Source organism: Salmonella sp. NW38, from assembly GCF_051807745.1.
GTDB lineage: Bacteria > Pseudomonadota > Gammaproteobacteria > Enterobacterales > Enterobacteriaceae > Salmonella > Salmonella enterica.
This window is the reverse complement of the sequence record NZ_JAMMTO010000007.1, coordinates 70,172-96,457: the sequence shown is the minus strand read 5'-3', so window position 1 is coordinate 96,457 and position 26,286 is coordinate 70,172. Positions and strand designations below refer to the sequence as shown.

Sequence of the window (26,286 nt, the reverse complement as noted above, 5' to 3'; positions counted from 1 at the left end):
CGGCGCTTTAGCGCAGCGCCTCAAGAACAGTGCCTTCCTGCTCCATTTGATCAAGACACGTCAGGAGTTTACGAGTGATGTGCTCAAGTTGATCTTTTTCGGCAGTGCTAAGTGATGACCAGAGTTGATGCAGACAATGATGCTGAGGTGGAAGCACTTCTTGCAAAAATGCCTGGCCTTTCTCCGTTAATTGCAGATGCAGGCAACGGCGGTCGTTATCGCTCTCACGACGCTCAATCCAGCCGCGTTTTTCCAGCTCATCTGCAATGCGTGTCGCATTGGTGCGAGATGAACCCAGCGCGCAGCTTAATTCAGACGGCTGAATACTGTGGTTTTCCTGAGACTCCAGCGTAATCAACGCCATAAACAACGTCTCGTTAATCCCTTGAGCCTTCAGCATTTTATTGCGGTTTTCCAGGAGCTTGCCTTGCATGTGCATACAAAGACGAGTCAAAAGAATTTCCTGGTAAGGAAAGTCTTCGTGACGGCTGGCGCGAAATTTTAGCATTTGTTCAATGGGCGTAAACGAACTATCCATTTGGGCATGACCTCATTAATTTCAGCCGATATAGTAACGACAGTGACAAATAAAGTAAATGTATTATTAATACAAAATCATTCTTTCAGGCTATAAAGCAACCAATGATACGCAGACTGAGACGCCAGCGGGAACATTGGGCCCGGTAAAGCGCCGCCTGCGGCAAATCCAGGAATGACGAGAAAAGCGTGAGTGCCTGCATGAAAAAATCAGGAGAGAACGATAAGCGGGAGGGGCGAAAGCCGGGTAAACGGCCTTACAACCCGATGCAAAAGCCACCGGAATATCACGGATAGCTATCGGTGAACGACCTTCGAATCCTTGAACGGGCGCTATTGGCCTGGGAGCAGATGGGGATGCAGGGCTTTCCATAGAATTATATTATTCTTCACCGGTATAAAAATAACCATGATAAATGAATAGCATAACCTTAACAGACTGGGGAGCTCCTTAACACCCTAAGGAGCTTAAACAAAGGTAAACGCTCACTATCCGCTTAATTTACGGCTTCCTGTCGGTGAAAACCTCGCCACCAGACCAGTAAATTAAGTAAGGCTACCGTGACACCCGCCAGACAAACGCCGGCCCAGCCGGCATGTTGCCAGGCGGAGGCGGAAATCAGCGACCCTGCAGCGCCACCGATAAAGTAGCTGGTCATATAGCCGGCGGTGAGCCGGTTACGCGCATCCGGATGCAAACGATAGATGACCGTCTGATTGGTGATATGTACCCCCTGAACGGTGAGGTCCAGTACCAGAATGCCAATAATCAGCGCCAGTACCGAGGTGTGCCCAAGCCAGATAGCCAGCCAGGAGAGTAACAGCAGCAGTAAGCCGAACGTGGTGGTGAGGTGAGATTTACCTTTATCGGCAAATCCGCCAGCCGGACGCGCGCCTAAAGCGCCGGCGGCCCCCGCCAGGCCAAACAGGCCAATCATCCCCTCGGAATAGCTAAACGGCGGCGCGGCGAGCAAAAAGGCCATTGACGTCCAGAGGATGCTGAAATTAGCAAAGGTCAGGCAGCCCAGCATTGCGCGGGTACGCAGCAGCTTATCGTGAATAAACAGGCTGAATACAGAACCCAACAGTTGCGGGTAGTTAAGATGGGTGTCGGATTTGAGCTTTGGCAGTCCGCGCCATAACGCGACGGCCATCAGCGCCATCAGCGCCGACGCTACCCAAAATACGGTGCGCCAACCGCCGAGGTTTGCCAGCAGTCCGGCGACCGTTCGCGCCAGCAGGATCCCCAGCAACAGGCCGCTCATAATGGTGCCGACCACTTTACCGCGGGTGGCGGGCGTCGCAAGCGTGGCGGCCAGCGGAACCAGAATCTGCGCCACCACGGAGAACAGTCCGGTTAAGGCCGTTCCGAGTATCATCATGCTAAGCGACTGACTGCTGGCGGTGATTAGCATTCCGCCAGCCGCCAGCAACGTCATGGAGACAATCAGCGTTCGGCGTTCAAACATGTCGCCAAGCGGCACCAGAAACAACAGGCCAGCGGCATAGCCCAACTGCGCGGCGGTAACGATAAACCCTGCGGAGCTGGCGGAAAGCGAAAAGTGATGCGCGATGGTATCAAGCAGCGGCTGGGCGTAGTAGTTGCTGGCGACCGCCAGACCCGTGGCCACAGACATTAAAACGATCAGCGCCGGGCTAAGCCCATGAGTGGGTTTCGTCATGATGGTAATCGTGATTCAGATAATTATTTCCTGGGAAAACAATCATAGCGGATGTTGATGAATAAAGGGGAACGGTGACGTGATGAATCGTGCGCTTTGAGGAGAGATTGCGTTGGCCGGATAGCAGCGCATGAACTGCGCCTTATCCGGCATAAAAAACGATCTTATTTCTGCGCGGCCAGCGCTTCTTTCACCCAGCCGTCAAACTGCTGCTGGTGGGCGTTGATCCAGCCGTCCACATGGCCCTGAACATCGGCTTCAGACGATTTACCGGCATGCATCATGGCGTTCTGCGCGTTGATATCCGCCAGCGGCAGCTTCATGATGGCGAACAGTTTCGCCGCCGCCGGGTTTTTCTCCGCCCATGCCTTATTGGCGACAATATGCATGGTATTAACCGGGAACCCATAGTTCGCGCCGTTCGGCAGTTTAGTATCAATATTTTTCTGTTCGCCCGGCAGGGAGGAGAACGGCACCTGTAGCCAGACGACATCTTTACCCGGCTTCATTACGTCGCTCACCCAGTACGGGGTCCAGGTGTAATACAGCACCGGCTTGCCTTCTTTAAAACGGGTAATGGTATCAGCCATCATCGCCGCATAGTTACCGTGGCTGACCTCAACGGTTTTTTGCAGATCAAACGCTTTATTCTGGTGATTGATCACGGCTTCGCAGCCCCAGCCCGGCGAGCAGCCCATCATGTCCGCTTTTCCGTCGCCATTGGTGTCGAAGATTTTGGCGATTTTCGGATCTTTTAGCTGAGCGATATTGGTGATGTTGTACTGCTCGGCGGTTTTTTTATCGATCAGATAGCCCTGCGCAGCGCCGGAGACAAAGACGCCCTCGCGGTAAAACTTTTTGTCTCCGCCTGCTGCGGCATACATATCATCATGCAGCGGCTGCCAGTTCACGGCGGTAAACGTCGCATCGCCAGAGGCGATGGAGGTATAGCCTACGTTGTAATCGACTTCACTCGGCTTATTTACGGTATAACCCAACTTTTCCAGCGCCCGGCTGACCAGTAACGTCTGGAAGGACTCTTCAGAAATCGTGCTTTGGATTGGTTGGACGGTAATGCCTTTGCCAGGCAGGTCGGCAGCGAAAGCGCTGGCGGTGACAAGGGTGGCAAACGCTGAGGCAAATATCACAGTATGTCGCATCGTTGTTCCTTTAATTATGGTAGGGAGTTGTAAGCCCGGTAAGCGCAATGTCACCGGGCGTCAGGAGAGTTACTTAACGAAAGGGCGGGTGATTAGCCCAACAGGACCGGTGGTATACCAGCGACGGTTACCGCGGCTACGCGAGTCGCGCCCGACGGCCTGCGTCAGACGGTCCAGAATGATGGCGAGAATCACAATGCCGACGCCGCCCACGGTTGCCAGCCCCATATCAAGACGACCAATGCCGCGTAATACCATCTGGCCAAGCCCGCCGACCGCAATCATCGAGGCGATGACGACCATTGAGAGAGCCAGCATCAGCGTCTGATTAACGCCTGCCATAATGGTGGGCATCGCCAGCGGTAGTTGCACTTTGAACAACATTTGGCGCGGGCTGGCGCCGAACGAGCGCGACGCTTCAATTAAGTCGGCAGGCACCTGGTTAATGCCCAGGATCGTCAGGCGTATAATCGGCGGTTGAGCAAAAATAATCGTCACCACCACGCCCGGCACGTTACCGATGCCGAATAACATGACAATCGGCACCAGATAGACAAACGCGGGCGTGGTCTGCATCGCATCCAGCAGCGGACGAACTATTTTGGCTGCGCGCGGGCTGCGCGCCAGCCAGATTCCCATCGGTAATCCGATCACGACGCAGAACAACAGGGCGGTCAGCACCAGCGCCAGGGTAATCATCGCCTGCGACCAGGCACCGATCGCGCCGATGGCGATCAGCGATATCAGCGCCGCGATCCCCATGCCCACGCCGGAAACCTGCCAGGCAATCAGCGCAAAGAGAATAATCGCCACAGGGGCGGGCATTCCCAGCAGCAGTTGCTGAAAGCTGTTAAGGATGTAATCCACCGGCACACGAATCCCCTGAAAAAGGGGACGGAAATGGGTGACGACCCAGTCGATTCCCTCTGTGACCCAGCTATCCAGCGGGATCAGCGTCTTATGGAATGGGTCCAGAAGAGAAAAGTGTTCAGGGGCTGGCGCGGGCGCGCTGTTCAACCAGTCGGTACTGCCGCCGTCCGTGGCTACGCCTGCCGGTGTTCCCCAGGCATCAGCCGTTTGCGTCGTAGTATCGGCCACCTGTGCGGTATCCCACGGATTCGTTTGATCAGCCATTGTTACCCCCCTCGCGATCTAAAGCCTGTAGCAACATACGTTTTGAAATAATGCCAACATACTGGTGTTCTTCATCGACAACCGGCACTGCGCAGGGTGCCTGGCCGACGTGAGAGAGCAACTCGCTGAGTGGGGTTTGCGCATCAACGACTAAAGGGTCGTCGATAAGCGCCGCTTCAATCCCTTGCGCCTGGCTTAATGCCGCTTTTAATGAGTCGATGGACACGACGCCCACGAATTTATTGCCACGCTCAATGACGTAACCATATTCACGGTCTTCATCCTGTAATAATTTCAGTGCCGAACGGGGACCGAAACCTGGCGTTTTACGAATTAAGCCGACCGGACTGCGACGGGCAATATCTTTGGCGCTAAAGACCTGACTAATATCCACGCCACGGAAGAACGTGCGGACATAATCATTTGCCGGATTATTCAGGATCTCATCCGGCGTACCAACCTGTACGACCTCGCCATTTTGCATAATGGCAATCCTGTCGCCAATACGCATAGCCTCATCAAGATCGTGGGAAATAAAGACAATGGTGCGCTGATGTTTCGCCTGTAATTTCACCAGCTCATCCTGCATTTCGGTACGAATTAATGGATCGAGGGCGGAAAATGCTTCATCCATTAATAAGATATCAGGGTTGATTGCCAGCGCGCGGGCAAGCCCAACACGCTGACGCATCCCACCGGAAAGTTCATCCGGATAGGCGTGAGCGTAATTCTCAAGCCCTACCTGACGCAAGGCGTCCAGCGCTTTTTCGCGACGCTCTTGCGCCGCGATGCCCGCTAATTCCATACCGAATGCCGTATTATCCAGCACGGTCATATGCGGCATGAGCGCAAATGACTGGAAGACCATCGCAATCTTTTTCCTGCGCACCTCGCGAAGCTCAGCGTCTGATATTTTGGCAATATCAACGCCGTCAATCAGTACCTGTCCGCGGGTGGGTTCAATCAGGCGATTGAGAAGGCGTACCATTGTGGATTTACCCGAGCCGGATAATCCCATGATGACAAATATCTCGCCTTCTTCAATGGCCAGACTGGCGTCTTTAACGCCAAGCGATAGCCCCGTTTTTTCCAGTATTTGCTCTTTCGATAGTCCCTTTTCAATATATTTGAAGGCACGCTGCGGATGCTCTCCAAATATTTTATACAGATTCTTCACTTCTAATTTAATTGCCATGCAATAGAATGATTCCTGTTATTTACTTATGTCGATATGTTACCTGATAGAAATAGTTACCTTTTTCTACCCTAACATACTCAGAATCTGAGACAACCCTGAATTTGCTTCTGGCATGAATATTGCGAGGTGCTATCGGCTGTGATTTCCCATGATATAAGGGCTGAACGCGAATGGGGAGGGAGAGATATTTTTTGAGACAACCAGCAAAAATCCACCTGAATTGGAGGAATCCAGGTGAATAATGTCACTCGTATTGAGTGTAGGACATGTTGTAATATTTGCGCGATTTAACCCGGTATTGCCTGAAATAAAGGCATGGGAAATGTAACGTTATTTCCCATGCCCGTAAGGTTAAAAATTCCAGTCTTCGTCTTCGGTTTCGACTGTTTTCCCCATCACATAAGATGAACCTGAGCCGGAAAAGAAATCATGGTTTTCGTCGGCATTCGGCGAGAGCGCGGCAAGGATTGCGGGATTCACGTCTGCCATCTCCGGCGGAAATAACGCCTCATAACCCAGGTTCATTAAGGCTTTATTGGCGTTGTAGCACAAGAAGGCTTTGACGTCGTTAACCCAGCCGGTTTCCGCATATAACGCTTCTGTGTAGCGGATTTCGTTGTCGTACAGTTCCATCAACAAATCCAGCGCGAAAAGCTTTAACTCTTCACGCTCGATTGCCGATAGTTTTTGTAGCGCTATCTGATACTTATAGCCAATATAATAACCGTGAACCGCTTCATCGCGAATGATTAAACGAATCAGGTCGGCAGTGTTCGTGAGCTTACCGCGGCTGGAGAAATACATCGGCAGCCAGAAGCCGGAATAGAACAGAAAAGACTCTAAAAAGACGCTGGCAATCTTTTTCTTTAGCGGTTCATCGCTGACGTAATGAGCCAAAATAATCTGCGCCTTACGCTGAAGCGGCGGGTTTTCTTCGCTCCAGGCGTAGGCGGCATCAACCTCTTTCGTCTGGCACAGCGTGGAAAAAATAGAACTGTAAGAGCGGGCGTGTACCGCTTCCATAAAGCTGATGTTCGACAGTACTGCCTCTTCATGCGGCGTGATGGCATCTGCCATTAACGACGGCGCGCCTGCGATGTTCTGGATAGTGTCGAGCAGCGTAAGACCCGTAAACACGCGAATGGTGAGCTGCTGTTCGGCGGCGCTTAGCGTCTGCCAGGCCGGAATATCATTCGATAACGGCACTTTTTCCGGCAGCCAGAAGTTACTGGTCAGCCGGTTCCACACCTCCAGATCTTTGTTGTCCTGGATCTTGTTCCAGTTGATGGCGCTAATACGAGATAATTTCATATGGCTTTCCTTATAGCGCGCAGGATACGCAGCCTTCAATTTCAGTACCTTCCAGCGCCAACTGGCGAAGCCGGATGTAATACAGTGACTTAATACCTTTTCGCCAGGCATAGATCTGCGCTTTGTTGATATCGCGGGTCGTGGCGGTATCGGGGAAAAACAGGGTGAGCGACAGCCCTTGATCGACGTGGCGCGTGGCCTCGGCATAGGTATCAATAATTTTTTCCGGACCGATATCGTAAGCATCCTGATACATGTCCAGATTTTCATTGGTCATAAACGGCGCGGGGTAATACACACGCCCGGTTTTGCCCTCTTTGCGAATCTCAATTTTGGCCACAATCGGATGAATGCTGGAAGTCGCATGATTAATGTAAGAAATCGAACCGGTCGGCGGCACCGCCTGCAAATTTTGGTTATAGATGCCATAGCGCATCACATCGTCGCGCAGCTTTAGCCACATTTCTCGTGTGGGCAGCGTAATGCCGCTGCGGGCAAATAGCGCCCTGACTTTCGCCGTTTTCGGTTGCCAGTCGTCCTGTAAATACTGCGTAAAATAGTCGCCGCTGGCATAGCGCGACTGCGCAAATCCGGCGAAGGTTTTGCCGCGTTCGCGGGCCAGCCGCATTGAAGTATGCACGGCATGCCAGGTAATGGTGTAAAAATAGAAATTGGTGAAATCCAACGCCTCCGGCGAACCGTAGGCAATGCCTTCTCTTGCCAGATAGCCATGCAGATTCATCTGGCCCAGACCGATGGCATGAGAGGCGGCATTACCGGCGGCTATTGAGGGCACGCTGCGTATATGGCTCATGTCCGACACCGCCGTCAGGCCGCGAATAGCGGTTTCTACGGTACGACCAATGTCCGGTGAATCCATGACGTGAGCGATATTCAGCGAGCCGAGATTGCAGGAGATGTCATGCCCGATGTGGGTATAGTCAAGGTTATCGTCGTAACGGGAGGCGCTATTGACCTGTAAAATTTCCGAGCACAGATTGCTCATATTAATGCGACCAGCAATGGGATTCGCGCGGTTTACCGTATCTTCAAACATGATGTAGGGATACCCGGATTCGAACTGAATCTCCGCCAGTGTTTGAAAAAAGTCACGGGCGTTAATATAGGTTTTACGCACGTGTGGATCGGCAATTAATTCATCGTACCGTTCGCTAATGGCGATATCGCCAAACGGTTTGCCGTAGCGTCGTTGTACGTCATAGGGCGAAAAGAGCGCCATTTGCGCGTTTTCTTTCGCCAGCCGGAAGGTGATATCCGGGATCACCACGCCGAGAGAGAGCGTTTTGATCCGGATTTTTTCGTCAGCATTTTCCCGTTTGGTATCCAGAAAACGCAGAATATCCGGGTGGTGCGCATGGAGATAAACCGCGCCGGCCCCCTGGCGCGCGCCAAGCTGGTTGGCATACGAAAACGCGTCTTCCAGCATTTTCATCACCGGGATCACGCCGGAAGACTGATTCTCAATGCGTTTGATCGGCGCGCCCGCCTCGCGCAGATTGGAGAGTAAAAACGCGACGCCGCCGCCGCGTTTGGAGAGTTGCAGCGCCGAATTCACCGCTCGCCCGATCGACTCCATATTGTCTTCGATACGGAGCAGGAAGCAGGAGACCAGTTCCCCACGCTGCTGTTTACCGCAATTTAAAAAAGTCGGGGTAGCGGGCTGAAAGCGACCAGAAAGCATTTCATCGGTCAGTTGGGTGGCCAGCGTTTCGTCACCCTGCGCCAGCGTCAACGCCACCATAGTCACCCGATCTTCAAAGTGTTCCAGATAACGTTTGCCGTCGAAGGTTTTCAGCGTGTAACTGGTATAGAACTTCCAGGCGCCAAGAAACGTCTGGAAGCGAAAGCCGCTGGCGTGGGCGTGCTCGAACAGGCGGAGGACGAAGGCGCGGTCGTAACGCGCGAGGACAGCGTCATCGTAATACCCTTCCCGAACCAGCGTCTCCAGACGTTCATGCTGGCTGGCAAACGTCACGGAATGCGGGCGGACGTGGGCGGCAAAGAAGGCGTCGATCGCCTGCTGGTCCTTGTCGAACTGAATATGGCCTGCTTTATCATAAAGATTCAGCATCGCGTTCAGGGCGTGGTAATCCATGGTTTCCTGCATTACGCGCTCCGGGATAGTTGTTGCCAAAATTCATTTACTCCTTTTCGGACGTTATCGATGTCGCGTTGTGTGCCCATGAGCTCAAAGCGGTACAGCCAGGGAACGCCGCATTTTTGTGCTATCACATCGCCAGCGCATCCCCAGGCATCGCCGAAATTGCGATTACCGGAGGCGATAACGCCGCGAATGCGCGCCCGGTTGTGTTCATCATTTAAAAAGCGGATCACCTGTCGCGGCACCGCACCGGCCATCCCGCCGCCGCCGTATGACGGCACAACCAGAATGTACGGTTCGTCTACCTGAATTCGCTCCCGTTCATTGAGCGGAATACGCGTGGCAGGCAGCCCCAGACGCTGCATAAAACGGTGCGTATTTTCAGAGCTGCTGGAGAAGTAGACGAGCGCGCTCATGCGTTTGCCGCGTGGGGTGTCGGGTGCAGACGGTTAATCATGTCCGGGCGGAAGCCAGACCAGCTCAAATCGCCCGCCATCACCACCGGTAATTGACGAAATCCTTGCGCCCGGAGCGTATCCGCTGCATCCGGCACCAGATCGACGTTCACCATCTCAAATTCAAATCCACGGCTTTCCATCGCCCGCTTTGTGGCGTGGCACTGAACACAGTTATTGCGAGTGTAAATAGTAATGCTCATGATTCGTATTTCCATTTAAAATGAGAAAACGGCGCGATGAAACGCGTCGGATTGTCGGGTGTTGATACAGGAAATACTAGATGTAGTTGAATTAAGATTCAACCATACAAGATATGGGAATTTTCGATTGGTTTTAACGCCGCTGATGAACGCAGTGGGGTAGGGGCGGCATGGCTAATTTTTGCCGGATGGCTGCGTGAATGCCAGATCCGGCCTGCAGGTTCACGCATAACAGAGTTGGCTGACATCAGCGCCATCCGGCAACAATGCGTCACATTCGCATACCGATCGCCAGACGGTTAAAGCAGTTCATTAAACCGATGGCGAAGGTCAGATCGCTGATTTGACGCGCGCTGAAATGATCGAGCAGCGGCAGGTAAACATTATCTTCGGCGTGGGTTTCAGCAATGTGCGTCACCGATTCCGCCCAGGCTAACGCCGCGCACTCTTGCTCGCTGAAATGGTGGCTTACCCGCCATCCTGCCAGCGCATCTAATTTAGCTTGATTTACGCCAGCCTTACGCAGCGCTTTACTGTGCATCTCCAGGCAAAATGCACAACCATTTATTTGCGAAACACGCAGGTAAATCAGCTCCATCAGAGTGAGGTCAAGCGTGCTCTTTTCCAGCGCGTTTTTCGCCTGCACCAGAGCGCTGTAAACCTCCGGGCTCAGTTCATAATAGGGTTGGCGTAACGTCGTCATCATGTTTCTCCTCGTGTTGATGACGAGCACTGTAGCACTATAATGGTCTGTAAAAGAGAGCCATATTTTTACAGAAAAAGCAGACCATATGCCGCGCTATCAGCACATCGCTCGTCAGTTAAAAACGGCCATTGAGCAAGGAGAACTCGCGCCCGGAACGCGTTTGCCGTCCAGTCGGACGTGGGCGCAGGAACTGGGCGTTTCTCGCGCCACGGTGGAAAATGCCTATGGCGAGCTGGTGGCGCAGGGCTGGCTGGAGCGACGTGGCCAGGCAGGCACGTTTGTGAGCAACGCTCTACGGTTTGAGACGGCGCCGCCGATACCCGCTGTTTTTGCCGGAGAAAGTCCGGAACCGAAACCCTTTCAGATGGGGTTACCGGCGCTGGATCTCTTTCCACGCGAGAAGTGGGCGCGAGTGATGGGGCGTCGGTTGCGCACGCAGACGCGCTTCGATCTGGCATTAGGCGACGTCTGCGGCGAGGCGATTTTGCGCCAGGCGATAGTCGATTACCTGCGGGTTTCACGTAGCATTGAATGTCTGCCGGAACAGGTATTTATTACCTCCGGATATGCGGATTCTATGCGGCTAATCCTGCGTACATTGTCTGTGCCGGGAGACAGCATGTGGGTGGAAGATCCCGGTTTTCCGTTAATTCGCCCGGTGATAACGCAGGAGGGGATTACGCTGGCGCCGATTCCGGTCGATGCCGATGGGCTGAGTGTCGCGGCGGGGATGCGGGATTGCCCGCAGGGGCGCTTTGCATTGGTGACGCCCGCCCATCAAAGTCCTTTGGGGGTAGCGCTGTCGTTAACTCGCCGACGGCAACTTCTGGCATGGGCGGCGAATGTGCAGGCCTGGATTATTGAAGATGATTACGACAGCGAATTTCGTTATCACGGTAAACCACTTCCGCCGCTCAAGAGTCTGGATGCCCCGCAGCGAGTGATTTACGCCGGAACGTTCAGTAAGTCGCTCTTTCCGGCATTACGTACCGCCTGGCTGGTGGTGCCGATAAAGCAGATTGAGCATTTCCGCCAGCAGGCGTCGCTGATGCCCTGTAGCGTACCGTTGTTATGGCAGCACACGCTGGCTGATTTTATCCGTGATGGCCATTTCTGGCGGCATCTGAAAAAGATGCGTCAACATTATGCTCAGCGACGGTTATGGATTGAAGAGGCGCTGGCAGAACAGGGATTTGTCGTGACATTACAGAAAGGCGGTATTCAATTGGTTATTGAGGTTGAAGGCGATGATAAAGCGCAGGTAGCGAAAGCGAATCAGGCCGGACTGGCGGTACAGGCGCTAAGCCGTTGGCGAGTGGTTTCGTCAGGAAAGGGGGGCATTTTACTGTCGTTTACCAATATTACTTCCGCTGGCATGGCGAAACAGGTCGCATGGCAGCTTCGACAGGCGATACAGTAACCGTTTCGCCGAATGGCGCGACCTGGGCCTGCGGCAATGATGCAGGCCCAATAAAGTATGTCGCCATCCGGCAGCGCACGTCGTTAGCGACGCAGGCTGAGCAGCGCCCCGATAAAAATCCCTACCGCTGCGGCGGTTCCTACGCTACACCAGGGTTTTTCACGCACAAACGTATCCGCGCACCCCATCGCATCACAGGCGGCTTGTTTTACGCGAGTACGACCCTGCATCCGCGCCCGGGTCTCTTTCAGCAACGCCTGTGCTTTACGTCGCGCAGCCTCGGCTTCGTCTTTCGCATCGCTTCCCCAGGATTTAAGGACATCTTCCAGACTGTCGGCTAATCGATTGACATCATTCTGAATATCCTGAACACCATCATCGACGTCGTTTCGGTTCGGTTTTTTAAGCATATGATCCTCCATTGATTTCGATGTAGCTTTCAGTGTAGTTCATATTTTTACCTGCTGAGGCTTGTTACGGCGATATCATGCGTTTCTGGACTTTTCTGAAAGCGTTGATAACGCGCTATCGGGTAAGGTAAGCCCGCAGTAAAAGAGAATGAGGATAAAATATGTATTTACGACCTGACGAGGTGGCGCGGGTACTGGAAAAGGCAGGGTTTACCGTCGATGTGGTGACGAATAAGACGTATGGTTATCGACGCGGCGAGAATTATGTTTATGTTAACCGCGAGGCGCGTATGGGGCGTACCGCGCTGATCATTCACCCCAGATTAAAAGACCGTAGCTCATCACTGGCTGACCCGGCTTCGGATATTAAAACCTGCGATCACTACCAAAATTTTCCGCTCTATTTAGGCGGCGAGACCCACGAACATTACGGTATTCCCCACGGCTTTAGCTCCCGAATAGCGTTAGAACGTTATCTGAACGGGCTTTTTGGCGACGAAAAAAGCGACTAAAAGCGCGACTGGCAATGCCAGTCGCGACGTTAACTTATGCCTTAGCCTGATGATAGCTGCTCACTTTAAACAGGCGACGACAATAATCCAGGAAGTAGCCATAAACCGCGCCCATTAACATTGAAACAACAATGTTTGAACTCACGGCGGCCACTATCTGATGCCAGCCGGCGCCGACGGTCAGCAAGATGATAATATAAACGGGTGACTGAAAGGTGACATAAGCCAATACATCCGCCAGGTTTTTGGCCCATCCCGCCGGGCTTGCCTTACGCGCGACGCGCATAATCAGATCGCGGTAAACGCCGTATGGCCATGCAATCAAAATGTTGACAGGTATCGCCACCAGCCTGGAAGAAAGCGACTGCTCAAAGCTCATTCCGGAGAGGAATATCTCGATCAACATGTTCACAACAGAACAGTAAACAACCATCGCAAACGTGTCTGCTACGGCATGACGCAAGCGTGACTGTGGAGAGAACATGTTAATGCTCCTTGTAGCGTATCGATCAGAATGAAGTGATGGTTGGTAGTGAAATCATAAAGCACTTTTGTCTTTGCATAGAGTATATCCCTATATAATAACTATCAACTAGTGTAATATTTTTATTTATAGGCTTTTTGTCGATAAAATACTCTACGATTGTGTGTTTTTTGCTCGCGGCGAGATTTTCGTTGTTGTTAGTCATTAATTACTTTTAAATCAATGTATTATAATGCATTGTTTTTCTGGCGATTTTCAGCCACATTCCAAATGTTGTCAGATGCGATCTATTCTCGGCTAACGGCACGCGTTCTACTTTTCTCAGCATAATCATAGCTATTGCAGGGTGATTTTTAGCATAAAGCTCTGATGATAATTTTTGAATGGTTAATCTCTTATTATGATGAAATATTCACTTCTGTATAAGGTCAGCCACCGTGAGGGTCACCGTGGCTACTGAGATACGCAATACGCTATATATTCTATGGATTTCGAATTGCTTAAAGGCGGCAAGAGAGTGAGTCACCAGGAGCATAGATAACGATGTGACTGGGGTGAGCGGCAAATCTGCCGGGAGCAGATTTGAACGTCGCGTGCGACGGCCCGTCAGGGCGAGGCCCATGGATGGGCCGGGTAATCCGTAGCCAACACATAAGCAACTTGAAGTATGAAGGGTATAAACAGCTGAACGGGAAACCTACAGATATACCGTAGGCAGAATAACCTGAAATACACAGGGGGTAATGAATATAACCTTCTGGTTAACAGATTAATATAATTAATGGAGTTATACTGAGTATATCTGTATGAACTTTAGGATCTGGAAATATAATCAATAATCGCATACAATACCGCCTGTAATAGTTTTTTGTTTTCTGCGTTAAAAGGTTTTTATTGATATGAATTTGATGTTACAGAACTTAAATAATATCCGCACGCTGCGCGCTATGGCTCGCGAATTCTCCATTGACGTTCTTGAAGAAATGCTCGAAAAATTCAGGGTTGTCACTAAAGAAAGACGCGAAGAAGAAGAATTGCAGCAACGCCAGCTTGCCGAGAAGCAGGAGAAAATTAATGCCTTTCTGGAGCTGATGAAAGCAGACGGTATTAACCCGGAAGAGTTATTTGCCATGGATTCAGCAATGCCGCGTTCTGCTAAAAAGCGCCAGCCGCGTCCGGCAAAATATCGTTTTACTGATTTCAATGGCGAAGAAAAAACCTGGACCGGACAAGGTCGTACGCCTAAACCGATTGCCCAGGCGCTGGCGGCGGGGAAATCTCTGGATGATTTCTTAATCTAATCACGGATAACCTTTAACGGATGGCGCTTCGTTTCCTGTCTCTATTAACCGGGACTCAGGGAACGTTGCGCCATGCTCATTCTGATAAATCAGCACACGCCAAAATCGCCCTCTTCGCAATAGGGGGTGACATCTTCCGCTTTGAGGATCAATTTTTCGCCCTGCTCATTGCTGGCCTGTACCGCGACAATATGATCCTCGTTGACTTCAATCACTTTCAGTTTCGGCCCCCCCATTCGGGGCTGTACAAAATCGCCTGGTGTGAACATCACGCCCTCCTGTTGAACAATGCTATAAACCCGCCTTCAGTCTACTACACACTTACCGACGCGTGGTGAAGGTACCGCTTAATGAGTACGGGTATTCCAGGGCATTTTTTCCAGTAGTCGCGCCATTCCGCAGAAGCCGGTCATGCCTGCCAGCATTAACCCGGCCCCGACAAAACCGCTAATGAGGAAAAAGCCGCCGTGGACCGTATAGCCCAGAATCACCCCAAGCAACGTCAACCCGCCGGCGGCGATTTGCACCTGACGCATCAGTGGCAACGGTTGCGATTTGTCTTCTGTGACGGGCAATCCTGCCGCTTTCCATCCGTCGATACCGCCTTCCAGTAGACTGACCTGAGCAGGGGCGGCAATGGCCTGTAGTTTTGCTGCATTGCTGCTGGTTCGTTTACCGGACTGACAGTGAAAAATAATCTGTTCCGCTCGCAGGTTGGCGGGCAAATCGCCCTGTTCAAGCCGGGAGAGCGGCGCCAGTTGCGCATGTGGAATATGCTCGCGCAGATATACATCGGCGTCGCGCACATCAATCAGTTTCGCGCCTTGCGCTATCAGCGCTTGCGCCTCACGGGGGGAAACTATCCCAATGGACATCGTGCCTCCTTATGGACAATAGAGATTCTTTAACGTGGCGATAATCGTATTAACCGCCTCATTTTTAATGAAATAGTGAATGCGCTGGGCATCGCGTTGACTATCAATCAGCCCTTCTTCCCGCATCCGCGCCAGATGTTGCGACGTCGCGGAGGGGCTTAGCCCGGTAATGCGCGCCAGTTCGCCTGCGCTGGTTTTTGGCGAACCGCAAAGCATACATAAAATCAGTAATCTTTTTGGGTGGCTCATCGCTTTGAGCAGGGCCGCCGCCTGTTCTGCGCTGGCCTGAAGTTGTTCAAGCTCTGTCATAGTTATTTAAGTATTTTCTAAATTTAGTTAATTCTAAAATAAACATCAACCTAATGCCAGCGTAAAGAGCGTAAAGGAGGGTAAAAGCGCGGCGCGCGACTGGCAGGCTCAGGTAAACTGACTATGCTTAGAGATAAAATCTCTTTTTAAACAATGACTAATTTTGCTTGTATGGAGTGTATATGGGTTTCTGGAGAATTGTATTTACGATTATTTTGCCTCCGCTCGGCGTACTTTTAGGAAAAGGGTTCGGTTGGGCATTTATCCTTAATATCCTGCTGACATTACTCGGATATATTCCGGGGCTTATCCACGCATTTTGGGTTCAGATGCGTCATTAATTACCGGCCACCGGCGGCGCATAAGCGCCGCTTATCAGGATAACCTCATTCCCTCTGCTACACTTTTCTTTGTGTGTATTTTTGACAAGCGAGGTGAATATGGGACTTTTCAATTTTGTAAAAGATGCAGGTGAAAAACTCTGGGACGCGGTAACCGCTAATCATGATAAGGACGATCAGGCGAAAAAAGTCCAGGAACATTTAAATAAAACGGGAATACCCGACGCTGACAAAGTGAATGTGCAAATTGCTGATGGAAAAGCGACAGTGACGGGTGATGGGCTGAGTCAGGAGGCAAAAGAAAAAATTCTGGTTGCCGTGGGGAATATCGCCGGGATTAGCAGCGTTGACGATCAGGTTAAAACCACGACGCCGGCGGCTGAAAGTCAGTTTTATACCGTAAAATCAGGCGACACCCTGAGCGCTATTTCAAAGCAAGTGTATGGTAACGCCAATCTGTATAATAAAATCTTCGAGGCAAATAAACCGATGCTGAAAAGCCCGGAAAAAATATATCCGGGACAAGTGTTGCGTATTCCTGAAGAATAATGGCTATCAGGCCGCGCCTGGCTACATTTTTCCTGCCATCGCCTGGCGAATAATGGGAATCGGCGTCAGCAAATGCTGACGCATTAATTCGCTGGCGCGTGCCGCCTCGCGCGCCAGTATCGCTTCGGTTAACGTGTGATGCTGAATATGTTTATCTTCCAGCATCTCGACGGACAGAACGGTTTCACGTAACCAAATAAAGCGGTAGCGGGCCGCCAGGTCAAATAAGCGTTCACGCATCTGTAGCAGATAGTGGGAGCCGCACCCGGCGACAATGGCGGAATGGAACGCCTGGTGGCGCTGGTCCCATTCATCGAGCATATGTTCACTGGCATCGCTGGCTTCCAGTTTACTGAGCATATGCGCTCGCGCCAGGATCTCCGCCTCCCACGCATCATCGCCGCGTTCAATCGCCAGGCGTACCAGCATTGCTTCCATATTGGCGCGCGCGTCAAAAATATCGAGGAGTTCCGCCTCTGACATGGATGCCACGCGATAGCCTTTTTGATTCACCACGGTGACCAGCCGTTCCGCCACCAGTTGCGACAGCGCCTCGCGCAGCGGCCCTACGCCGAGCGCATAGCGGGCGGTTAATAAACTCATCCGCAGTTTCTCATCCGGCTGATAAGTGCCGCGAATAATGTCATTTTTAAGCCAGCGATAGCCATCTATGGCCGTCGGTTGGGAAAGGGCGGTCATCTTTTACTCCTGAGAAGCTTCCCGGCTGACGCCGGGAATAACTAACGTAGGTTTTGCAGGGGGGCTTTTTGCCACCTTATCAGTTTTTTCCAGCGAGACATAATGGGGACAGTACCTATTATGCCCAGCCCTAACAGCCCCGTCGAAATGACTTCTAGTTGTTGTGCCGGTCGAAACAGCATCACCACCAGGACAAAGCAGATAAAGCCGATAACCAGCCAGGTGAGCCACGGATAAAGCCACATTTTCAACTTAATTTCTCCGCCCTGCGCCAGCAGAATTTTACGCATCCGCAATTGCGAAATCGCAATCACCAGATAGACCAACAGCGCGATGGCGCCGGAACTGTCGATAAGAAATTTAAACACTTTTGCCGGGGCGTAATAATTGACGACAACGGTTAAAAACGCCGCGCCGGTAGAGAGGAGAACCGCCACCCAGGGCGTTTTGCTACGGTTAGTTTTTCCCATTATCGCAGGCGCATCGCCGCGGCGGCTAAGGGAATAGAGCATCCGGGAGGCGGTATATAATGCGGAGTTCAGACAACTGGTCACCGACAACAAAATCACGCAGTCCATAATGAATTTTGCGTGCGGAATATGAAGCAGCTCCAGTACCGAACGGTACGAACCTACGCTTTTCAGACCCGGCATATTCCACGGGATCAGCGCCACCACCACAAAAATGGAACACAGGTAAAAGATGGAAATTCGCCAGATAACAGAATTGGTGGCGCGTACGATATGTTTATCCGGCGTATCGGATTCCGCGGCAGCAATAGTGACGATTTCCGCGCCCATAAAAGAGAACATGGTGATCAACATGGCGCTTAACACCGCACCGAAGCCGTTAGGCATAAAACCGCCGTGATCCCATAGCCGGGAGATACCGCTTACCTCGGCATACGGATAAAAACCGCTAATCGCCGTCGCGCCCAGCGCGATAAACGCCAGGATAGCAATCACTTTACATAGCGCCAGCCAGAATTCGAATTCGCCGTAATTTTTGACGCTCAATAAATTGCTTCCGGTTAAGGCAAGCGTAATCACTAATGAAAATAGCCACACCGGAATACCCGGTATCCATGAATTCAGAATAATGGCGGCAATATTGGCCTCCAGCGGAATAACCAGCACCCAAAACCACCAGTATAACCAGCCGATGGTATACCCGGCCCAGGGGCCGATCGCTTTATCCGCATAGGTGGAAAAAGAACCGGTATCCGGCGTGGCGACGGCCATTTCAGCCAGCATTCGCATAATCATGACGACTAAAAGTCCTGCGAACAGATAGGCCAGCAGTACCGCAGGGCCGGCCTCCGCAATCGCCACGCTGGAGCCGACAAACAGGCTGGCGCCGATGACGCCGGCGATCGATAACATGGTGACGTGGCGTGATTTCAGCCCGCCCCCTAATGCATGTGATTCTGACAATTGCCCCATCCTAAAACCTCTTTATTGTTATTGCGCTCGTTTACCGGATGGCGCTTGGCTTAATTCGGCCTACAATCGAAACGGTTTTTGTAGGCCGGATAAGACAGTTACGTCGCCATCCGACGCTGCTTATTGGACATTACGCTTGTTTCGCCTCATCAAAGCACTGGGCGATAATCTCCAGGCCTTGCCGAATCTGCGAGGCCTCAATAGTGAGTGGAACGAGGATGCGCAAGATGTTGTAGTAAGGACCGCAGGAGAGCAGAATTAACCCTTTCTCGCGGGCGCGGGCCACAATGTCGGCGGTCAGAGCCGCGTTCGGTTTGCCGGGGTCGCCATTTTCGAACAACTCAATGGCGATCATGGCGCCCAGTCCGCGCACGTCGCCAATCTCACGGTGCGTTTCCGCTATCTCCATCAGGCCATCGCGCAGCGTTTTGCCAAGCGTATTTGCCTTTTGCAGTAGATTTTCCTGCTCGAAAATGTCCAGTACCGCCAGCGCGGCGGCGCAGGCAATCGGGTTTCCGGCATAGGTGCCGCCCAGACCGCCCGGCGCGATAGCGTCCATCACGTCTGCCCGGCCGGTAACGCCTGCCAGCGGAAAGCCGCCGGCGATCGATTTCGCAAACGTGGTAATATCTGCCGCAACGCCCATCTGTTCCATGGCGAACAGCGTACCGGTCCGGCCCGCGCCGCTTTGCACTTCGTCGGCAATCAACATAATGCTGTGTTGGTCACATAGCGCGCGCAGTCGCTGCATAAACGCGGGAGAGGCGGCGTAAAATCCGCCTTCGCCCTGTACCGGCTCAATAATAATGGCGGCGATATCTTCCGGCGCGGCATCATTTTTAAAGATGCGCTCAATGCTGGCGATCGCATCGTCGTCGCTGATGTTGTGTAGCGGGCAAGGATAAAGCGCGCGGTAGACATGGCCTGGCATCAATCCCATACCAGCAGAGTACGGGTGTACTTTCCCGGTCAGAGAGAGCGTGTAGTGGGTACGACCGTGGTAAGCGCCGCTAAACGCGATAGCGCCGCTGCGTTTTGTCGCCGCGCGGGCGATTTTCACCGCGTTTTCAACCGCTTCTGAACCGGTCGTGACCAGCAACGTTTTTTTGGCGAAATCGCCCGGTACCTTCTGGTTCATGCGTTCGCACAACGCCAGATACGGTTCATAGGCCAGCACCTGAAAACAGGTATGCGACAATTTCTTCAGCTGCGCTTCCACCGCTGAAACAATGCCCGGATGTAAATGACCGGTGTTCAAGACGGCAATGCCGCCCGCGAAATCGAGATACTCACGGCCTTCGACATCCCAGACCCGACAATTTTCCGCCCGCTCGGCGAAAATCGGGTGAATCTGGCCCACGCCGCGAGGAACGGCGTTATGACGGCGCTGCATTAAAGCGTTATTGGTATTCATTAGCGACTCTCCTGTTAAAGGCCGATACACATATATTTGATTTCTAAATAATCTTCGATGCCGTATTTGGAACCTTCACGGCCTAATCCGGAGGCCTTAATACCGCCGAAAGGCGCGACTTCGTTGGAGATAATGCCGGTATTAATACCGACGATGCCGTATTCCAGCGCTTCGCCGACGCGGAAAACGCGGCTTAAATCGCGAGCATAAAAATAGGCTGCCAGGCCGAACTCGGTATCGTTAGCCTGCCTGATGACATCCGCCTCGTCGCTGAAGCGGAACAGAGGCGCGAGTGGCCCGAATGTCTCTTCTTTGGCGACTTTCGCGTTATCAGGGACATCCGCCAGAATGGTCGGTTGAAAGAAGTTGCCGCCCAATTTGTGCGCTTCACCGCCCGTAATGACGCGGGCGCCTTTTTCCAGCGCGTCGGCGATATGCTCCTGGACTTTCGCCACGGCTTTTTCATCAATCAGCGGCCCGATAGCGACGTCGGCTTGCAGGCCGTCGCCGACCGCGAGCTTATTTACCGCCTGGTTGAGTTTTTCCGCAAAACGATCGTAAACGCCGTCCTGAACATACAATCTATTGGCGCAGACACAGGTCTGCCCGGCGTTGCGAAACTTCGAAGCCAGCGCGCCTTCGACGGCTTTATCCAGATCGGCATCGTCAAAGACGATAAACGGCGCATTGCCGCCCAACTCCAGCGACACTTTTTTAATGTCTTTGGCGCATTGTTCCATTAGCTGGCGGCCAATCTCCGTCGAGCCGGTAAACGACAGTTTGCGTACCAGCGGGTTGCTGGTCAGCTCGCCGCCGATATCGCCTGCCGAACCGGTAACGACGTTAAATACGCCTGCGGGAATTCCGGCGCGCTGGGCCAGTTCCGCCAGCGCCAGCGCGGAAAACGGCGTCTGGCTGGCGGGTTTGAGTACCATTGTGCAGCCTGCGGCCAGCGCGGGGCCGGCTTTACGGGTGATCATTGCCGAGGGAAAGTTCCACGGGGTAATCGCGGCGGTGACGCCGATGGGCTGTTTAATCACCAGCAGCCGTTTATCGGCCTGATGACCTGGAATCGTGTCGCCATAGATACGCTTCCCCTCTTCGGCGAACCATTCAATAAACGAGGCGGCGTAGCTAATTTCGCCTTTCGCTTCCGCCAGCGGTTTACCCTGTTCCAGCGTCATCAGACGCGCCAAATCGTCCTGATGTTCCATCATCAGATTGAACCAGCGACGCAGGATATTGGCTCGCTCTTTGGCGGTGAGCGCGCGCCAGGCGGGCAGGGCGCGATTGGCGGCGTCGATGGCGTCGCGAGTCTCTTCCGCCCCCATTTTGGGCACATTGCCGAGCGGTTTCCCGTTGGCGGGGTTGCTCACGGGGATGACATCGCCGCCGCGCGCGTCGCGCCAGTCGCCATCGATAAAGGCCTGCTGGCGGAACAGGGTAGAGTCGTTAAGTTGCATAATTGCTTCCTGTCTGAAGGGTTAACGGGTAAATGCGGCGTGTAATGCGTCCACGCTGCGTGCCGCACGCAGCGTACGTCCGGGGTTGCTCTGGCTTTCGCGTAGCGCCTGAACTTTGCTGACGATATGCGCGCCGATAGGTATCGCGGATGTCGCCGCCGGGGAGGGGGCGTTACAGGTGTGAATGGAACGCGGCGTCGTGACAAACAGAAAATCATCAATCAGTTTGCCGTCCGGCGAAACCGCCTGCGCCCGCACGCCTGCCGGCCAGGGCTGGAGATCGTTGACGGTCAGGCTGGGGCAATACTTTTGTACTCGCCGCAAATAGCCACTTTTGCACAGCGAGTTTTTCATCTCGCCCAGTCCGGAAAGCAGATGGTTTTGCAGTACGCGACGGATGCCGGCGGAGCGAAAAATCTCCAGAGTGTCGGTGAAGGAAACGTCGCGCTTACGGTAGCCTTCGCGTTTAAGCGCCAGCACCGCATTCGGCCCGACCGTGACGCTGCCGTCGATCATGCGGGTAAGATGGACGCCGAGAAACGGCATTGCCGGATCGGGGATCGGGTAGATCAAATGGTTAACGATCCGGTTGTGTCGCGGGGCCAGACGAAAGTACTCGCCGCGGAAAGGGCAGATAATAAAACCGGGCTCCACGCCCAGCATTTTGACCAGCCGATCCGCCATCAGCCCTGCACAGCCGATAAGCGTAGCGGTTTCGATTTCCCGACCTTGCGAGGTGCGAATAACAATGTCAGCGGCATGTTCTGTCAGCGCGCTGACCTCGGCATGGTAGATGATCTCGCCGCCTTTGGCCTGAAAGCGGTTCGCCATGGCCGTCGCGACATCGCGATAGCTGACAATCCCGCTGGAAGGGACAAAAATCCCGCCCAGGCCAATGATATTGGGTTCGCGTTCACGCAGCTCCGCCGCGCTTAACCACTCGCGCTCTAAGCCGTTGGCCGCCGTCCGCTCCCATAGCGCGCGCATCCGCGCCATTTCCAGCTCCGAGGTGGCGACCAACATTTTGCCGCAGGTGTCGTAGCGGATGTTGTTTTGATCGCAAAAGGTTTTGGTCGCCTGATTGCCTGCCAGACAAAACTGCGCTTTGAGGCTGCCGGGCGTGTAGTACACCCCGGCATGGATCACGCCGCTGTTATGCCCGGTCTGGTGGCAGGCTGGCGCGGACTCTTTTTCCAGCAATGCGATGCGCGCATCCGGGTAGAGATCAATAAGTTGCATGGCGGTCGACATGCCGATAATGCCGCCGCCGATAATCACAAAATCATACATCCGCATAATTCCTTCGCCGTGGCGCTTATTGGTGAGTTTGATAATGGCTGGCGGCGTAGGCGAAGTAACCGCGCTGGCGCATCAGTTCGCGACGCAAGTCAGGATGCGGCGTAAAACGATCGCGTCCATGTAGCCAGAACAGATTGTTAATCAGCAGGAATTTGCCGACCGGTACCGGTACGGAGAGGATGTTTTGACTGGTTTCCAGCGCGTCTGAAAGCTCGCTGAGCCAGACGCCTTCTTCAAAGTCTTTTGGCTGGACGAACTGGTCGATATAACGCATGACCGGGCGGCCTTGTTGGTCGACATCAAACACCGGGTGCCAGACGTCATGGCTAACATTCTTGCTTGGCGGCGCCGCCCAGCGCATGACGCGACGCGCCAGCGGATGGGTAAAAAACGACTCCAGATGTTCCCAGTCATCAAGGTGCAGCAGCAGCGAATTACCGCCTTCCATATTTTGTTCGTCGATTTTCATCATCAGCACGTAGTCGGTCACCTCCTCAACATAGGTGCCGTCATTGTGCAGTTCCATTACGCGGTGGGGCTGGCGCAGATAACTGTCGGAGTTGTCGACGTTTTTGACCACGAAACGCGCGTAATACTGGCCGCTCATCGCATCGTAGTTGGAGCGACCAATAAGATGCGCCACCGCCGTCGCCAGTTTGACCATCTCTTCTGCCTGTGCGACATCATCGATCCCTTCGGCGCTGATCAACAGCGCGCCTTGTGCACGGTTGAGGAGCGTTTTGATCAACAGCGGTTGTAGCTGATTGCCGCACAGATCGTCGAGGATCTTGCCGATTTTGAAACGTAAGAAAGATTTGTATTCCAGCGCCTGCACCGGCCACTGCGCAACCTGATGGAGAAATTGTCTTGTGGTATCCGCCGTAAACGTTAACGCCAGCAGGCGCGGCGACTGCACCGAAGGGGCAAGGGTGAAACCAGTATGGCGTTGGGCTAAATCATCTGTGTTCGCTTTTACGGCAGTCAGTGCATTCATCAGAATCATTCCTCTCGGTAGATGGTCAGGGAGACATGGCGATGCTCATTTCGTAGCCATAAATTAAAAATATCGACATTTTTCAGGAACGCGTATGAAATAACCGCTTTTGTTTAATTATTGTGATCAAAAACAACAAATATTTAACAATGCGAAAGGTGAGGTTAACGGCGCCACGAGCCTGACAACGGCAAGAAGGGGGGTAAAATGAGCGAGTTATGGGAGAGGGATGCTGGCGGGGTTGCCCGGCCTGGCACATGAGCGCGTAGGCCGGACAAGTACAACGTATTTCAGCAGTCAATTAACCGGCGTCAACCTGCGGTTTACGGCTGTGTTTACGGATCAGACGTAACACTGGCGGTACGACAATGACCATGATCGCCATGATCAGCAGGGCTTTGGCAACGCCGCTTTGCCACAAAATCGCCATATTGCCGTTACTGATGGAGAGTGCGCGACGCAGGTTCTGCTCCAGCATTTCCCCCAGTACGAATCCCAGGATCAGCGGCGACATTGGGAAGTGCATTTTACGTAAAATGTACCCTAACACGCCGAGCGCGACCATCAGCACCAGATCGAAGGTGGTGCTGTGTACCGCATACACCCCTACCGCCGATACGGCAGCGATGGCGGGTACCAGGAACCACAGCGGAATGGTGAGCATACGGGTGAACAGACCGATCAACGGGATATTCATGATCAGCAGCATCACGTTCGCAATCAGCAGCGCAGCGATGAGTCCCCAGACGATATCCGGCTGTTCGGTGAACATCGCCGGGCCTGGCGTGATGTTGTACAGCGTCAGCGCCCCCATCATCACTGCCGTAGTGCCGGAACCGGGAACGCCCAGCGTCAGCATCGGGATGAAGGAGCCGCAGGCAGAGGCGTTGTTTGCCGCCTCCGGCGCCGCGACGCCGCGAATATCCCCTTTGCCGAAGCTATCGCTGTTGCCGCTGAGTTTTTTCTCGGTCATATAGGTAATGGCGCTGGCGATGGTCGCCCCGGCGCCGGGCAATACGCCGACAAAAAAGCCGATTACCGAAGAACGCAGGGTGGTGCCGATACACTGCGCGCCTTCTTTCAGGTTGAACAACATTCGACCCGTTTTGCGGACCATTGTTTGCCCGCTGCTGGTATGTTCCAGCATTAAAAGTATTTCTGATACCGAGAACAGGCCGATCACCACGACGATAAACTGTACGCCGTCGGAAAGATGAACGCTGTCAAAGGTAAAGCGATAAACCCCGGTGTTGGCGTCCACGCCGACGGTCGCAAGGCCAAGACCGATCAGCGCTGCCAGAAATGATTTAAGCGGGTTTTGCGCCATCATGCTGCCAAGACAGGCGATGGCAAAAACCATTAAGGCGAAATATTCCGCCGGACCAAAGGCCAGCGACCATTGCGCCAGTAAAGGGGCGAACAGAATGATGCCGCCGATAGCGATTAATGAACCGAAAAATGAGCTGACTGCGGAAATCGACAGCGCTACGCCGCCTTTCCCTTGCTGCGCCATCGGGTAACCGTCCAGCGCCGTCATGATCGCCGCCGCATCGCCGGGGACGTTGAGCAATATGGAGGAGATCCTGCCGCCATACTCACATCCAATGTACACCGTCGCCAGCAGAATTAGCGCCGACTCCGCAGGCAGATGCAACGCAAAGGCCAGCGGCAGTAAGATTGCCACGCCGTTGATCGGTCCCAGGCCCGGCAGCAGACCGACGATCGTGCCCACGAAGCAGCCAATCAACGCGATAACCAGGTTTTCCGGCGTCATCGCTACCGCAAAGCCCTGAGAAAGATATATCCAGGTATCCATCGTTGCTCCGTTAACTCAGCCAGGCGCCGAGAGGTAAGGTGACATCAAGCAGCCGGTCAAAGGCATACCACAGCAGAATGCCCAATACCGCGCCGGAGATACCCGCCGCCGGGATCGTGGCGCCGAACAGCATCCCGATAACCATGGTGAGAAGCGCGGTGGCGATGGGAAAACCCAGCCATTCGAATCCCCAGGCGTACATCAACAGGATGATGATCATGGTAATTAGCTTTTGCAGAACATGACGGCGCGGCCAGCTCACCGTGTCGGGATGGCGTAATAACAGCGCCAGCGCGCAGAGCGCCATCAGGCCGATAATCCCCAGCGGAAAAGGGCGGGGGCCGACGGGTTCATAGCTGTATTCGCTTTGGATCTGCCAGGCGATGAATAGCCCGGCGATACAGAGCAACAGCCAGATACCCGCAAAGATACGATCGCTCATCATTGCCT

General features: G+C 53.2%; 28 protein-coding genes. 5 read left to right on the top strand and 23 right to left on the bottom strand.

Annotated elements, in window-relative coordinates; translation table 11 throughout:
- Positions 1-7: 7 nt before the first annotated feature.
- The 10 genes from mprA to NA624_RS13665 all read right to left on the bottom strand — a co-directional run bounded on the left by mprA (position 8) and on the right by NA624_RS13665 (position 10,505).
- Positions 8-538, bottom strand: a complete 531-nt coding sequence (gene mprA / locus NA624_RS13710; RefSeq protein ID WP_439040272.1) for a transcriptional repressor MprA — start codon at positions 536-538, stop codon at positions 8-10.
- A gap of 496 nt (positions 539-1,034) precedes the next feature.
- Positions 1,035-2,219, bottom strand: a complete 1,185-nt coding sequence (locus NA624_RS13705) for an MFS transporter (RefSeq protein WP_000165772.1) — start codon at positions 2,217-2,219, stop codon at positions 1,035-1,037.
- 164 nt (positions 2,220-2,383) lie between these two features.
- Positions 2,384-3,379, bottom strand: coding sequence for a glycine betaine/L-proline ABC transporter substrate-binding protein ProX (proX, locus tag NA624_RS13700; RefSeq protein ID WP_001216613.1), 996 nt, complete (start codon positions 3,377-3,379; stop codon positions 2,384-2,386).
- A 69-nt stretch (positions 3,380-3,448) separates the two neighbouring features.
- A complete protein-coding gene (gene proW / locus NA624_RS13695) occupies positions 3,449-4,513 on the bottom strand; it encodes a glycine betaine/L-proline ABC transporter permease ProW (RefSeq protein WP_439040271.1) in 1,065 nt (354 codons plus the stop codon).
- Positions 4,506-5,708 carry a glycine betaine/L-proline ABC transporter ATP-binding protein ProV gene (gene proV, locus NA624_RS13690; protein WP_000985529.1) on the bottom strand — a complete coding sequence of 401 codons (1,203 nt, stop codon included), beginning with the start codon at positions 5,706-5,708 and terminating at the stop codon, positions 4,506-4,508. The genes proW and proV overlap by 8 nt, the downstream gene beginning before the upstream one ends.
- Before the next feature lie 354 nt (positions 5,709-6,062).
- Positions 6,063-7,022 carry a class 1b ribonucleoside-diphosphate reductase subunit beta gene (gene nrdF, locus NA624_RS13685; protein ID WP_000777911.1) on the bottom strand — a complete coding sequence of 320 codons (960 nt, stop codon included), beginning with the start codon at positions 7,020-7,022 and terminating at the stop codon, positions 6,063-6,065.
- A gap of 10 nt (positions 7,023-7,032) precedes the next feature.
- On the bottom strand, positions 7,033-9,150 hold the full coding sequence (nrdE, locus tag NA624_RS13680) for a class 1b ribonucleoside-diphosphate reductase subunit alpha (protein ID WP_001543279.1): 2,118 nt from the start codon (positions 9,148-9,150) through the stop codon (positions 7,033-7,035).
- Positions 9,150-9,560 carry a class Ib ribonucleoside-diphosphate reductase assembly flavoprotein NrdI gene (nrdI, locus tag NA624_RS13675; protein ID WP_001275402.1) on the bottom strand — a complete coding sequence of 137 codons (411 nt, stop codon included), beginning with the start codon at positions 9,558-9,560 and terminating at the stop codon, positions 9,150-9,152. Before nrdI ends, nrdE begins: the two co-directional genes overlap by 1 nt.
- Positions 9,557-9,802, bottom strand: coding sequence for a glutaredoxin-like protein NrdH (gene nrdH / locus NA624_RS13670; RefSeq protein ID WP_000028870.1), 246 nt, complete (start codon positions 9,800-9,802; stop codon positions 9,557-9,559). The genes nrdI and nrdH overlap by 4 nt, the downstream gene beginning before the upstream one ends.
- A gap of 271 nt (positions 9,803-10,073) precedes the next feature.
- On the bottom strand, positions 10,074-10,505 hold the full coding sequence (locus NA624_RS13665) for a carboxymuconolactone decarboxylase family protein (RefSeq protein WP_000209808.1): 432 nt from the start codon (positions 10,503-10,505) through the stop codon (positions 10,074-10,076).
- 88 nt (positions 10,506-10,593) lie between these two features.
- Between NA624_RS13665 and NA624_RS13660 the strand changes: the two genes are divergently transcribed.
- A complete protein-coding gene (locus NA624_RS13660) occupies positions 10,594-11,928 on the top strand; it encodes a PLP-dependent aminotransferase family protein (RefSeq protein WP_001138473.1) in 1,335 nt (444 codons plus the stop codon).
- An 83-nt stretch (positions 11,929-12,011) separates the two neighbouring features.
- Here NA624_RS13660 and NA624_RS13655 read toward each other — a convergent pair whose 3' ends face one another.
- On the bottom strand, positions 12,012-12,338 hold the full coding sequence (locus NA624_RS13655) for a DUF883 domain-containing protein (RefSeq protein ID WP_001549924.1): 327 nt from the start codon (positions 12,336-12,338) through the stop codon (positions 12,012-12,014).
- Between the two features lie 161 nt (positions 12,339-12,499).
- Here NA624_RS13655 and NA624_RS13650 point away from each other — a divergent pair, with 161 nt between their 5' ends.
- The gene (locus NA624_RS13650; RefSeq protein ID WP_000281304.1) at positions 12,500-12,850 is read left to right on the top strand and encodes a DUF2002 family protein; all 351 of its coding nucleotides are present in this window, start codon (positions 12,500-12,502) and stop codon (positions 12,848-12,850) included.
- 34 nt (positions 12,851-12,884) lie between these two features.
- Here the strand turns inward: NA624_RS13650 and alaE are convergent, their stop codons facing one another.
- Positions 12,885-13,334, bottom strand: coding sequence for an L-alanine exporter AlaE (gene alaE / locus NA624_RS13645; RefSeq protein ID WP_000492669.1), 450 nt, complete (start codon positions 13,332-13,334; stop codon positions 12,885-12,887).
- 899 nt (positions 13,335-14,233) lie between these two features.
- Between alaE and stpA the strand changes: the two genes are divergently transcribed.
- Positions 14,234-14,635, top strand: a complete 402-nt coding sequence (gene stpA, locus NA624_RS13640; RefSeq protein ID WP_001051100.1) for a DNA-binding protein StpA — start codon at positions 14,234-14,236, stop codon at positions 14,633-14,635.
- A gap of 89 nt (positions 14,636-14,724) precedes the next feature.
- Here the strand turns inward: stpA and NA624_RS13635 are convergent, their stop codons facing one another.
- The 3 genes from NA624_RS13635 to NA624_RS13625 all read right to left on the bottom strand — a co-directional run bounded on the left by NA624_RS13635 (position 14,725) and on the right by NA624_RS13625 (position 15,819).
- Positions 14,725-14,904 (bottom strand): hypothetical protein, encoded by a 180-nt coding sequence (locus NA624_RS13635; RefSeq protein WP_000494935.1) that lies wholly within the window; start codon positions 14,902-14,904, stop codon positions 14,725-14,727.
- A 78-nt stretch (positions 14,905-14,982) separates the two neighbouring features.
- Entirely contained in the window at positions 14,983-15,510 is a 528-nt protein-coding gene (locus tag NA624_RS13630) for a rhodanese family protein (RefSeq protein WP_000022015.1), read from the bottom strand.
- A gap of 9 nt (positions 15,511-15,519) precedes the next feature.
- The gene (locus NA624_RS13625) at positions 15,520-15,819 is read right to left on the bottom strand and encodes an ArsR/SmtB family transcription factor (RefSeq protein ID WP_000137432.1); all 300 of its coding nucleotides are present in this window, start codon (positions 15,817-15,819) and stop codon (positions 15,520-15,522) included.
- A 182-nt stretch (positions 15,820-16,001) separates the two neighbouring features.
- Between NA624_RS13625 and NA624_RS13620 the strand changes: the two genes are divergently transcribed.
- Both NA624_RS13620 and lysM read left to right on the top strand, forming a co-directional pair.
- Complete coding sequence (locus NA624_RS13620; protein ID WP_000508175.1) at positions 16,002-16,160, top strand: YqaE/Pmp3 family membrane protein; 159 nt, start codon at positions 16,002-16,004, stop codon at positions 16,158-16,160.
- Positions 16,161-16,259: 99 nt separating this feature from the next.
- The gene (gene lysM / locus NA624_RS13615; RefSeq protein ID WP_000522406.1) at positions 16,260-16,709 is read left to right on the top strand and encodes a peptidoglycan-binding protein LysM; all 450 of its coding nucleotides are present in this window, start codon (positions 16,260-16,262) and stop codon (positions 16,707-16,709) included.
- Between the two features lie 21 nt (positions 16,710-16,730).
- Here the strand turns inward: lysM and csiR are convergent, their stop codons facing one another.
- From csiR to NA624_RS13575, 8 genes are all read right to left on the bottom strand, one after another.
- Positions 16,731-17,408 carry a DNA-binding transcriptional regulator CsiR gene (gene csiR, locus NA624_RS13610; protein ID WP_000126152.1) on the bottom strand — a complete coding sequence of 226 codons (678 nt, stop codon included), beginning with the start codon at positions 17,406-17,408 and terminating at the stop codon, positions 16,731-16,733.
- A 41-nt stretch (positions 17,409-17,449) separates the two neighbouring features.
- Positions 17,450-18,850 carry a GABA permease gene (gene gabP / locus NA624_RS13605; RefSeq protein ID WP_000531288.1) on the bottom strand — a complete coding sequence of 467 codons (1,401 nt, stop codon included), beginning with the start codon at positions 18,848-18,850 and terminating at the stop codon, positions 17,450-17,452.
- 130 nt (positions 18,851-18,980) lie between these two features.
- A complete protein-coding gene (gene gabT / locus NA624_RS13600; RefSeq protein ID WP_001095563.1) occupies positions 18,981-20,264 on the bottom strand; it encodes a 4-aminobutyrate--2-oxoglutarate transaminase in 1,284 nt (427 codons plus the stop codon).
- Positions 20,265-20,278: 14 nt separating this feature from the next.
- On the bottom strand, positions 20,279-21,727 hold the full coding sequence (gene gabD, locus NA624_RS13595; protein ID WP_001176518.1) for an NADP-dependent succinate-semialdehyde dehydrogenase: 1,449 nt from the start codon (positions 21,725-21,727) through the stop codon (positions 20,279-20,281).
- Between the two features lie 21 nt (positions 21,728-21,748).
- Positions 21,749-23,017 carry an L-2-hydroxyglutarate oxidase gene (gene lhgO, locus NA624_RS13590; RefSeq protein ID WP_000271889.1) on the bottom strand — a complete coding sequence of 423 codons (1,269 nt, stop codon included), beginning with the start codon at positions 23,015-23,017 and terminating at the stop codon, positions 21,749-21,751.
- 25 nt (positions 23,018-23,042) lie between these two features.
- Entirely contained in the window at positions 23,043-24,020 is a 978-nt protein-coding gene (glaH, locus tag NA624_RS13585; RefSeq protein WP_000993105.1) for a glutarate dioxygenase GlaH, read from the bottom strand.
- A gap of 301 nt (positions 24,021-24,321) precedes the next feature.
- Positions 24,322-25,836 carry a tripartite tricarboxylate transporter permease gene (locus tag NA624_RS13580; protein ID WP_000382034.1) on the bottom strand — a complete coding sequence of 505 codons (1,515 nt, stop codon included), beginning with the start codon at positions 25,834-25,836 and terminating at the stop codon, positions 24,322-24,324.
- A gap of 10 nt (positions 25,837-25,846) precedes the next feature.
- On the bottom strand, positions 25,847-26,281 hold the full coding sequence (locus tag NA624_RS13575) for a tripartite tricarboxylate transporter TctB family protein (protein ID WP_001574835.1): 435 nt from the start codon (positions 26,279-26,281) through the stop codon (positions 25,847-25,849).
- Positions 26,282-26,286: the final 5 nt, after the last annotated feature.

Excerpts from the sequence above, each read along its gene's own strand:
- mprA (WP_439040272.1), bottom strand. The coding sequence starts at position 538 with ATGGATAGTTCGTTTACGCCCATTGAACAAATGCTAAAATTTCGCGCC.
- NA624_RS13705 (WP_000165772.1), bottom strand. The coding sequence starts at position 2,219 with ATGACGAAACCCACTCATGGGCTTAGCCCGGCGCTGATCGTTTTAATG.
- proX (WP_001216613.1), bottom strand. The coding sequence starts at position 3,379 with ATGCGACATACTGTGATATTTGCCTCAGCGTTTGCCACCCTTGTCACC.
- proW (WP_439040271.1), bottom strand. The coding sequence starts at position 4,513 with ATGGCTGATCAAACGAATCCGTGGGATACCGCACAGGTGGCCGATACT.
- proV (WP_000985529.1), bottom strand. The coding sequence starts at position 5,708 with ATGGCAATTAAATTAGAAGTGAAGAATCTGTATAAAATATTTGGAGAG.
- nrdF (WP_000777911.1), bottom strand. The coding sequence starts at position 7,022 with ATGAAATTATCTCGTATTAGCGCCATCAACTGGAACAAGATCCAGGAC.
- nrdE (WP_001543279.1), bottom strand. The coding sequence starts at position 9,150 with ATGCAGGAAACCATGGATTACCACGCCCTGAACGCGATGCTGAATCTT.
- nrdI (WP_001275402.1), bottom strand. The coding sequence starts at position 9,560 with ATGAGCGCGCTCGTCTACTTCTCCAGCAGCTCTGAAAATACGCACCGT.
- nrdH (WP_000028870.1), bottom strand. The coding sequence starts at position 9,802 with ATGAGCATTACTATTTACACTCGCAATAACTGTGTTCAGTGCCACGCC.
- NA624_RS13665 (WP_000209808.1), bottom strand. The coding sequence starts at position 10,505 with ATGACGACGTTACGCCAACCCTATTATGAACTGAGCCCGGAGGTTTAC.
- NA624_RS13660 (WP_001138473.1), top strand. The coding sequence starts at position 10,594 with ATGCCGCGCTATCAGCACATCGCTCGTCAGTTAAAAACGGCCATTGAG.
- NA624_RS13655 (WP_001549924.1), bottom strand. The coding sequence starts at position 12,338 with ATGCTTAAAAAACCGAACCGAAACGACGTCGATGATGGTGTTCAGGAT.
- NA624_RS13650 (WP_000281304.1), top strand. The coding sequence starts at position 12,500 with ATGTATTTACGACCTGACGAGGTGGCGCGGGTACTGGAAAAGGCAGGG.
- alaE (WP_000492669.1), bottom strand. The coding sequence starts at position 13,334 with ATGTTCTCTCCACAGTCACGCTTGCGTCATGCCGTAGCAGACACGTTT.
- stpA (WP_001051100.1), top strand. The coding sequence starts at position 14,234 with ATGAATTTGATGTTACAGAACTTAAATAATATCCGCACGCTGCGCGCT.
- NA624_RS13635 (WP_000494935.1), bottom strand. The coding sequence starts at position 14,904 with ATGTTCACACCAGGCGATTTTGTACAGCCCCGAATGGGGGGGCCGAAA.
- NA624_RS13630 (WP_000022015.1), bottom strand. The coding sequence starts at position 15,510 with ATGTCCATTGGGATAGTTTCCCCCCGTGAGGCGCAAGCGCTGATAGCG.
- NA624_RS13625 (WP_000137432.1), bottom strand. The coding sequence starts at position 15,819 with ATGACAGAGCTTGAACAACTTCAGGCCAGCGCAGAACAGGCGGCGGCC.
- NA624_RS13620 (WP_000508175.1), top strand. The coding sequence starts at position 16,002 with ATGGGTTTCTGGAGAATTGTATTTACGATTATTTTGCCTCCGCTCGGC.
- lysM (WP_000522406.1), top strand. The coding sequence starts at position 16,260 with ATGGGACTTTTCAATTTTGTAAAAGATGCAGGTGAAAAACTCTGGGAC.
- csiR (WP_000126152.1), bottom strand. The coding sequence starts at position 17,408 with ATGACCGCCCTTTCCCAACCGACGGCCATAGATGGCTATCGCTGGCTT.
- gabP (WP_000531288.1), bottom strand. The coding sequence starts at position 18,850 with ATGGGGCAATTGTCAGAATCACATGCATTAGGGGGCGGGCTGAAATCA.
- gabT (WP_001095563.1), bottom strand. The coding sequence starts at position 20,264 with ATGAATACCAATAACGCTTTAATGCAGCGCCGTCATAACGCCGTTCCT.
- gabD (WP_001176518.1), bottom strand. The coding sequence starts at position 21,727 with ATGCAACTTAACGACTCTACCCTGTTCCGCCAGCAGGCCTTTATCGAT.
- lhgO (WP_000271889.1), bottom strand. The coding sequence starts at position 23,017 with ATGTATGATTTTGTGATTATCGGCGGCGGCATTATCGGCATGTCGACC.
- glaH (WP_000993105.1), bottom strand. The coding sequence starts at position 24,020 with ATGAATGCACTGACTGCCGTAAAAGCGAACACAGATGATTTAGCCCAA.
- NA624_RS13580 (WP_000382034.1), bottom strand. The coding sequence starts at position 25,836 with ATGGATACCTGGATATATCTTTCTCAGGGCTTTGCGGTAGCGATGACG.
- NA624_RS13575 (WP_001574835.1), bottom strand. The coding sequence starts at position 26,281 with ATGATGAGCGATCGTATCTTTGCGGGTATCTGGCTGTTGCTCTGTATC.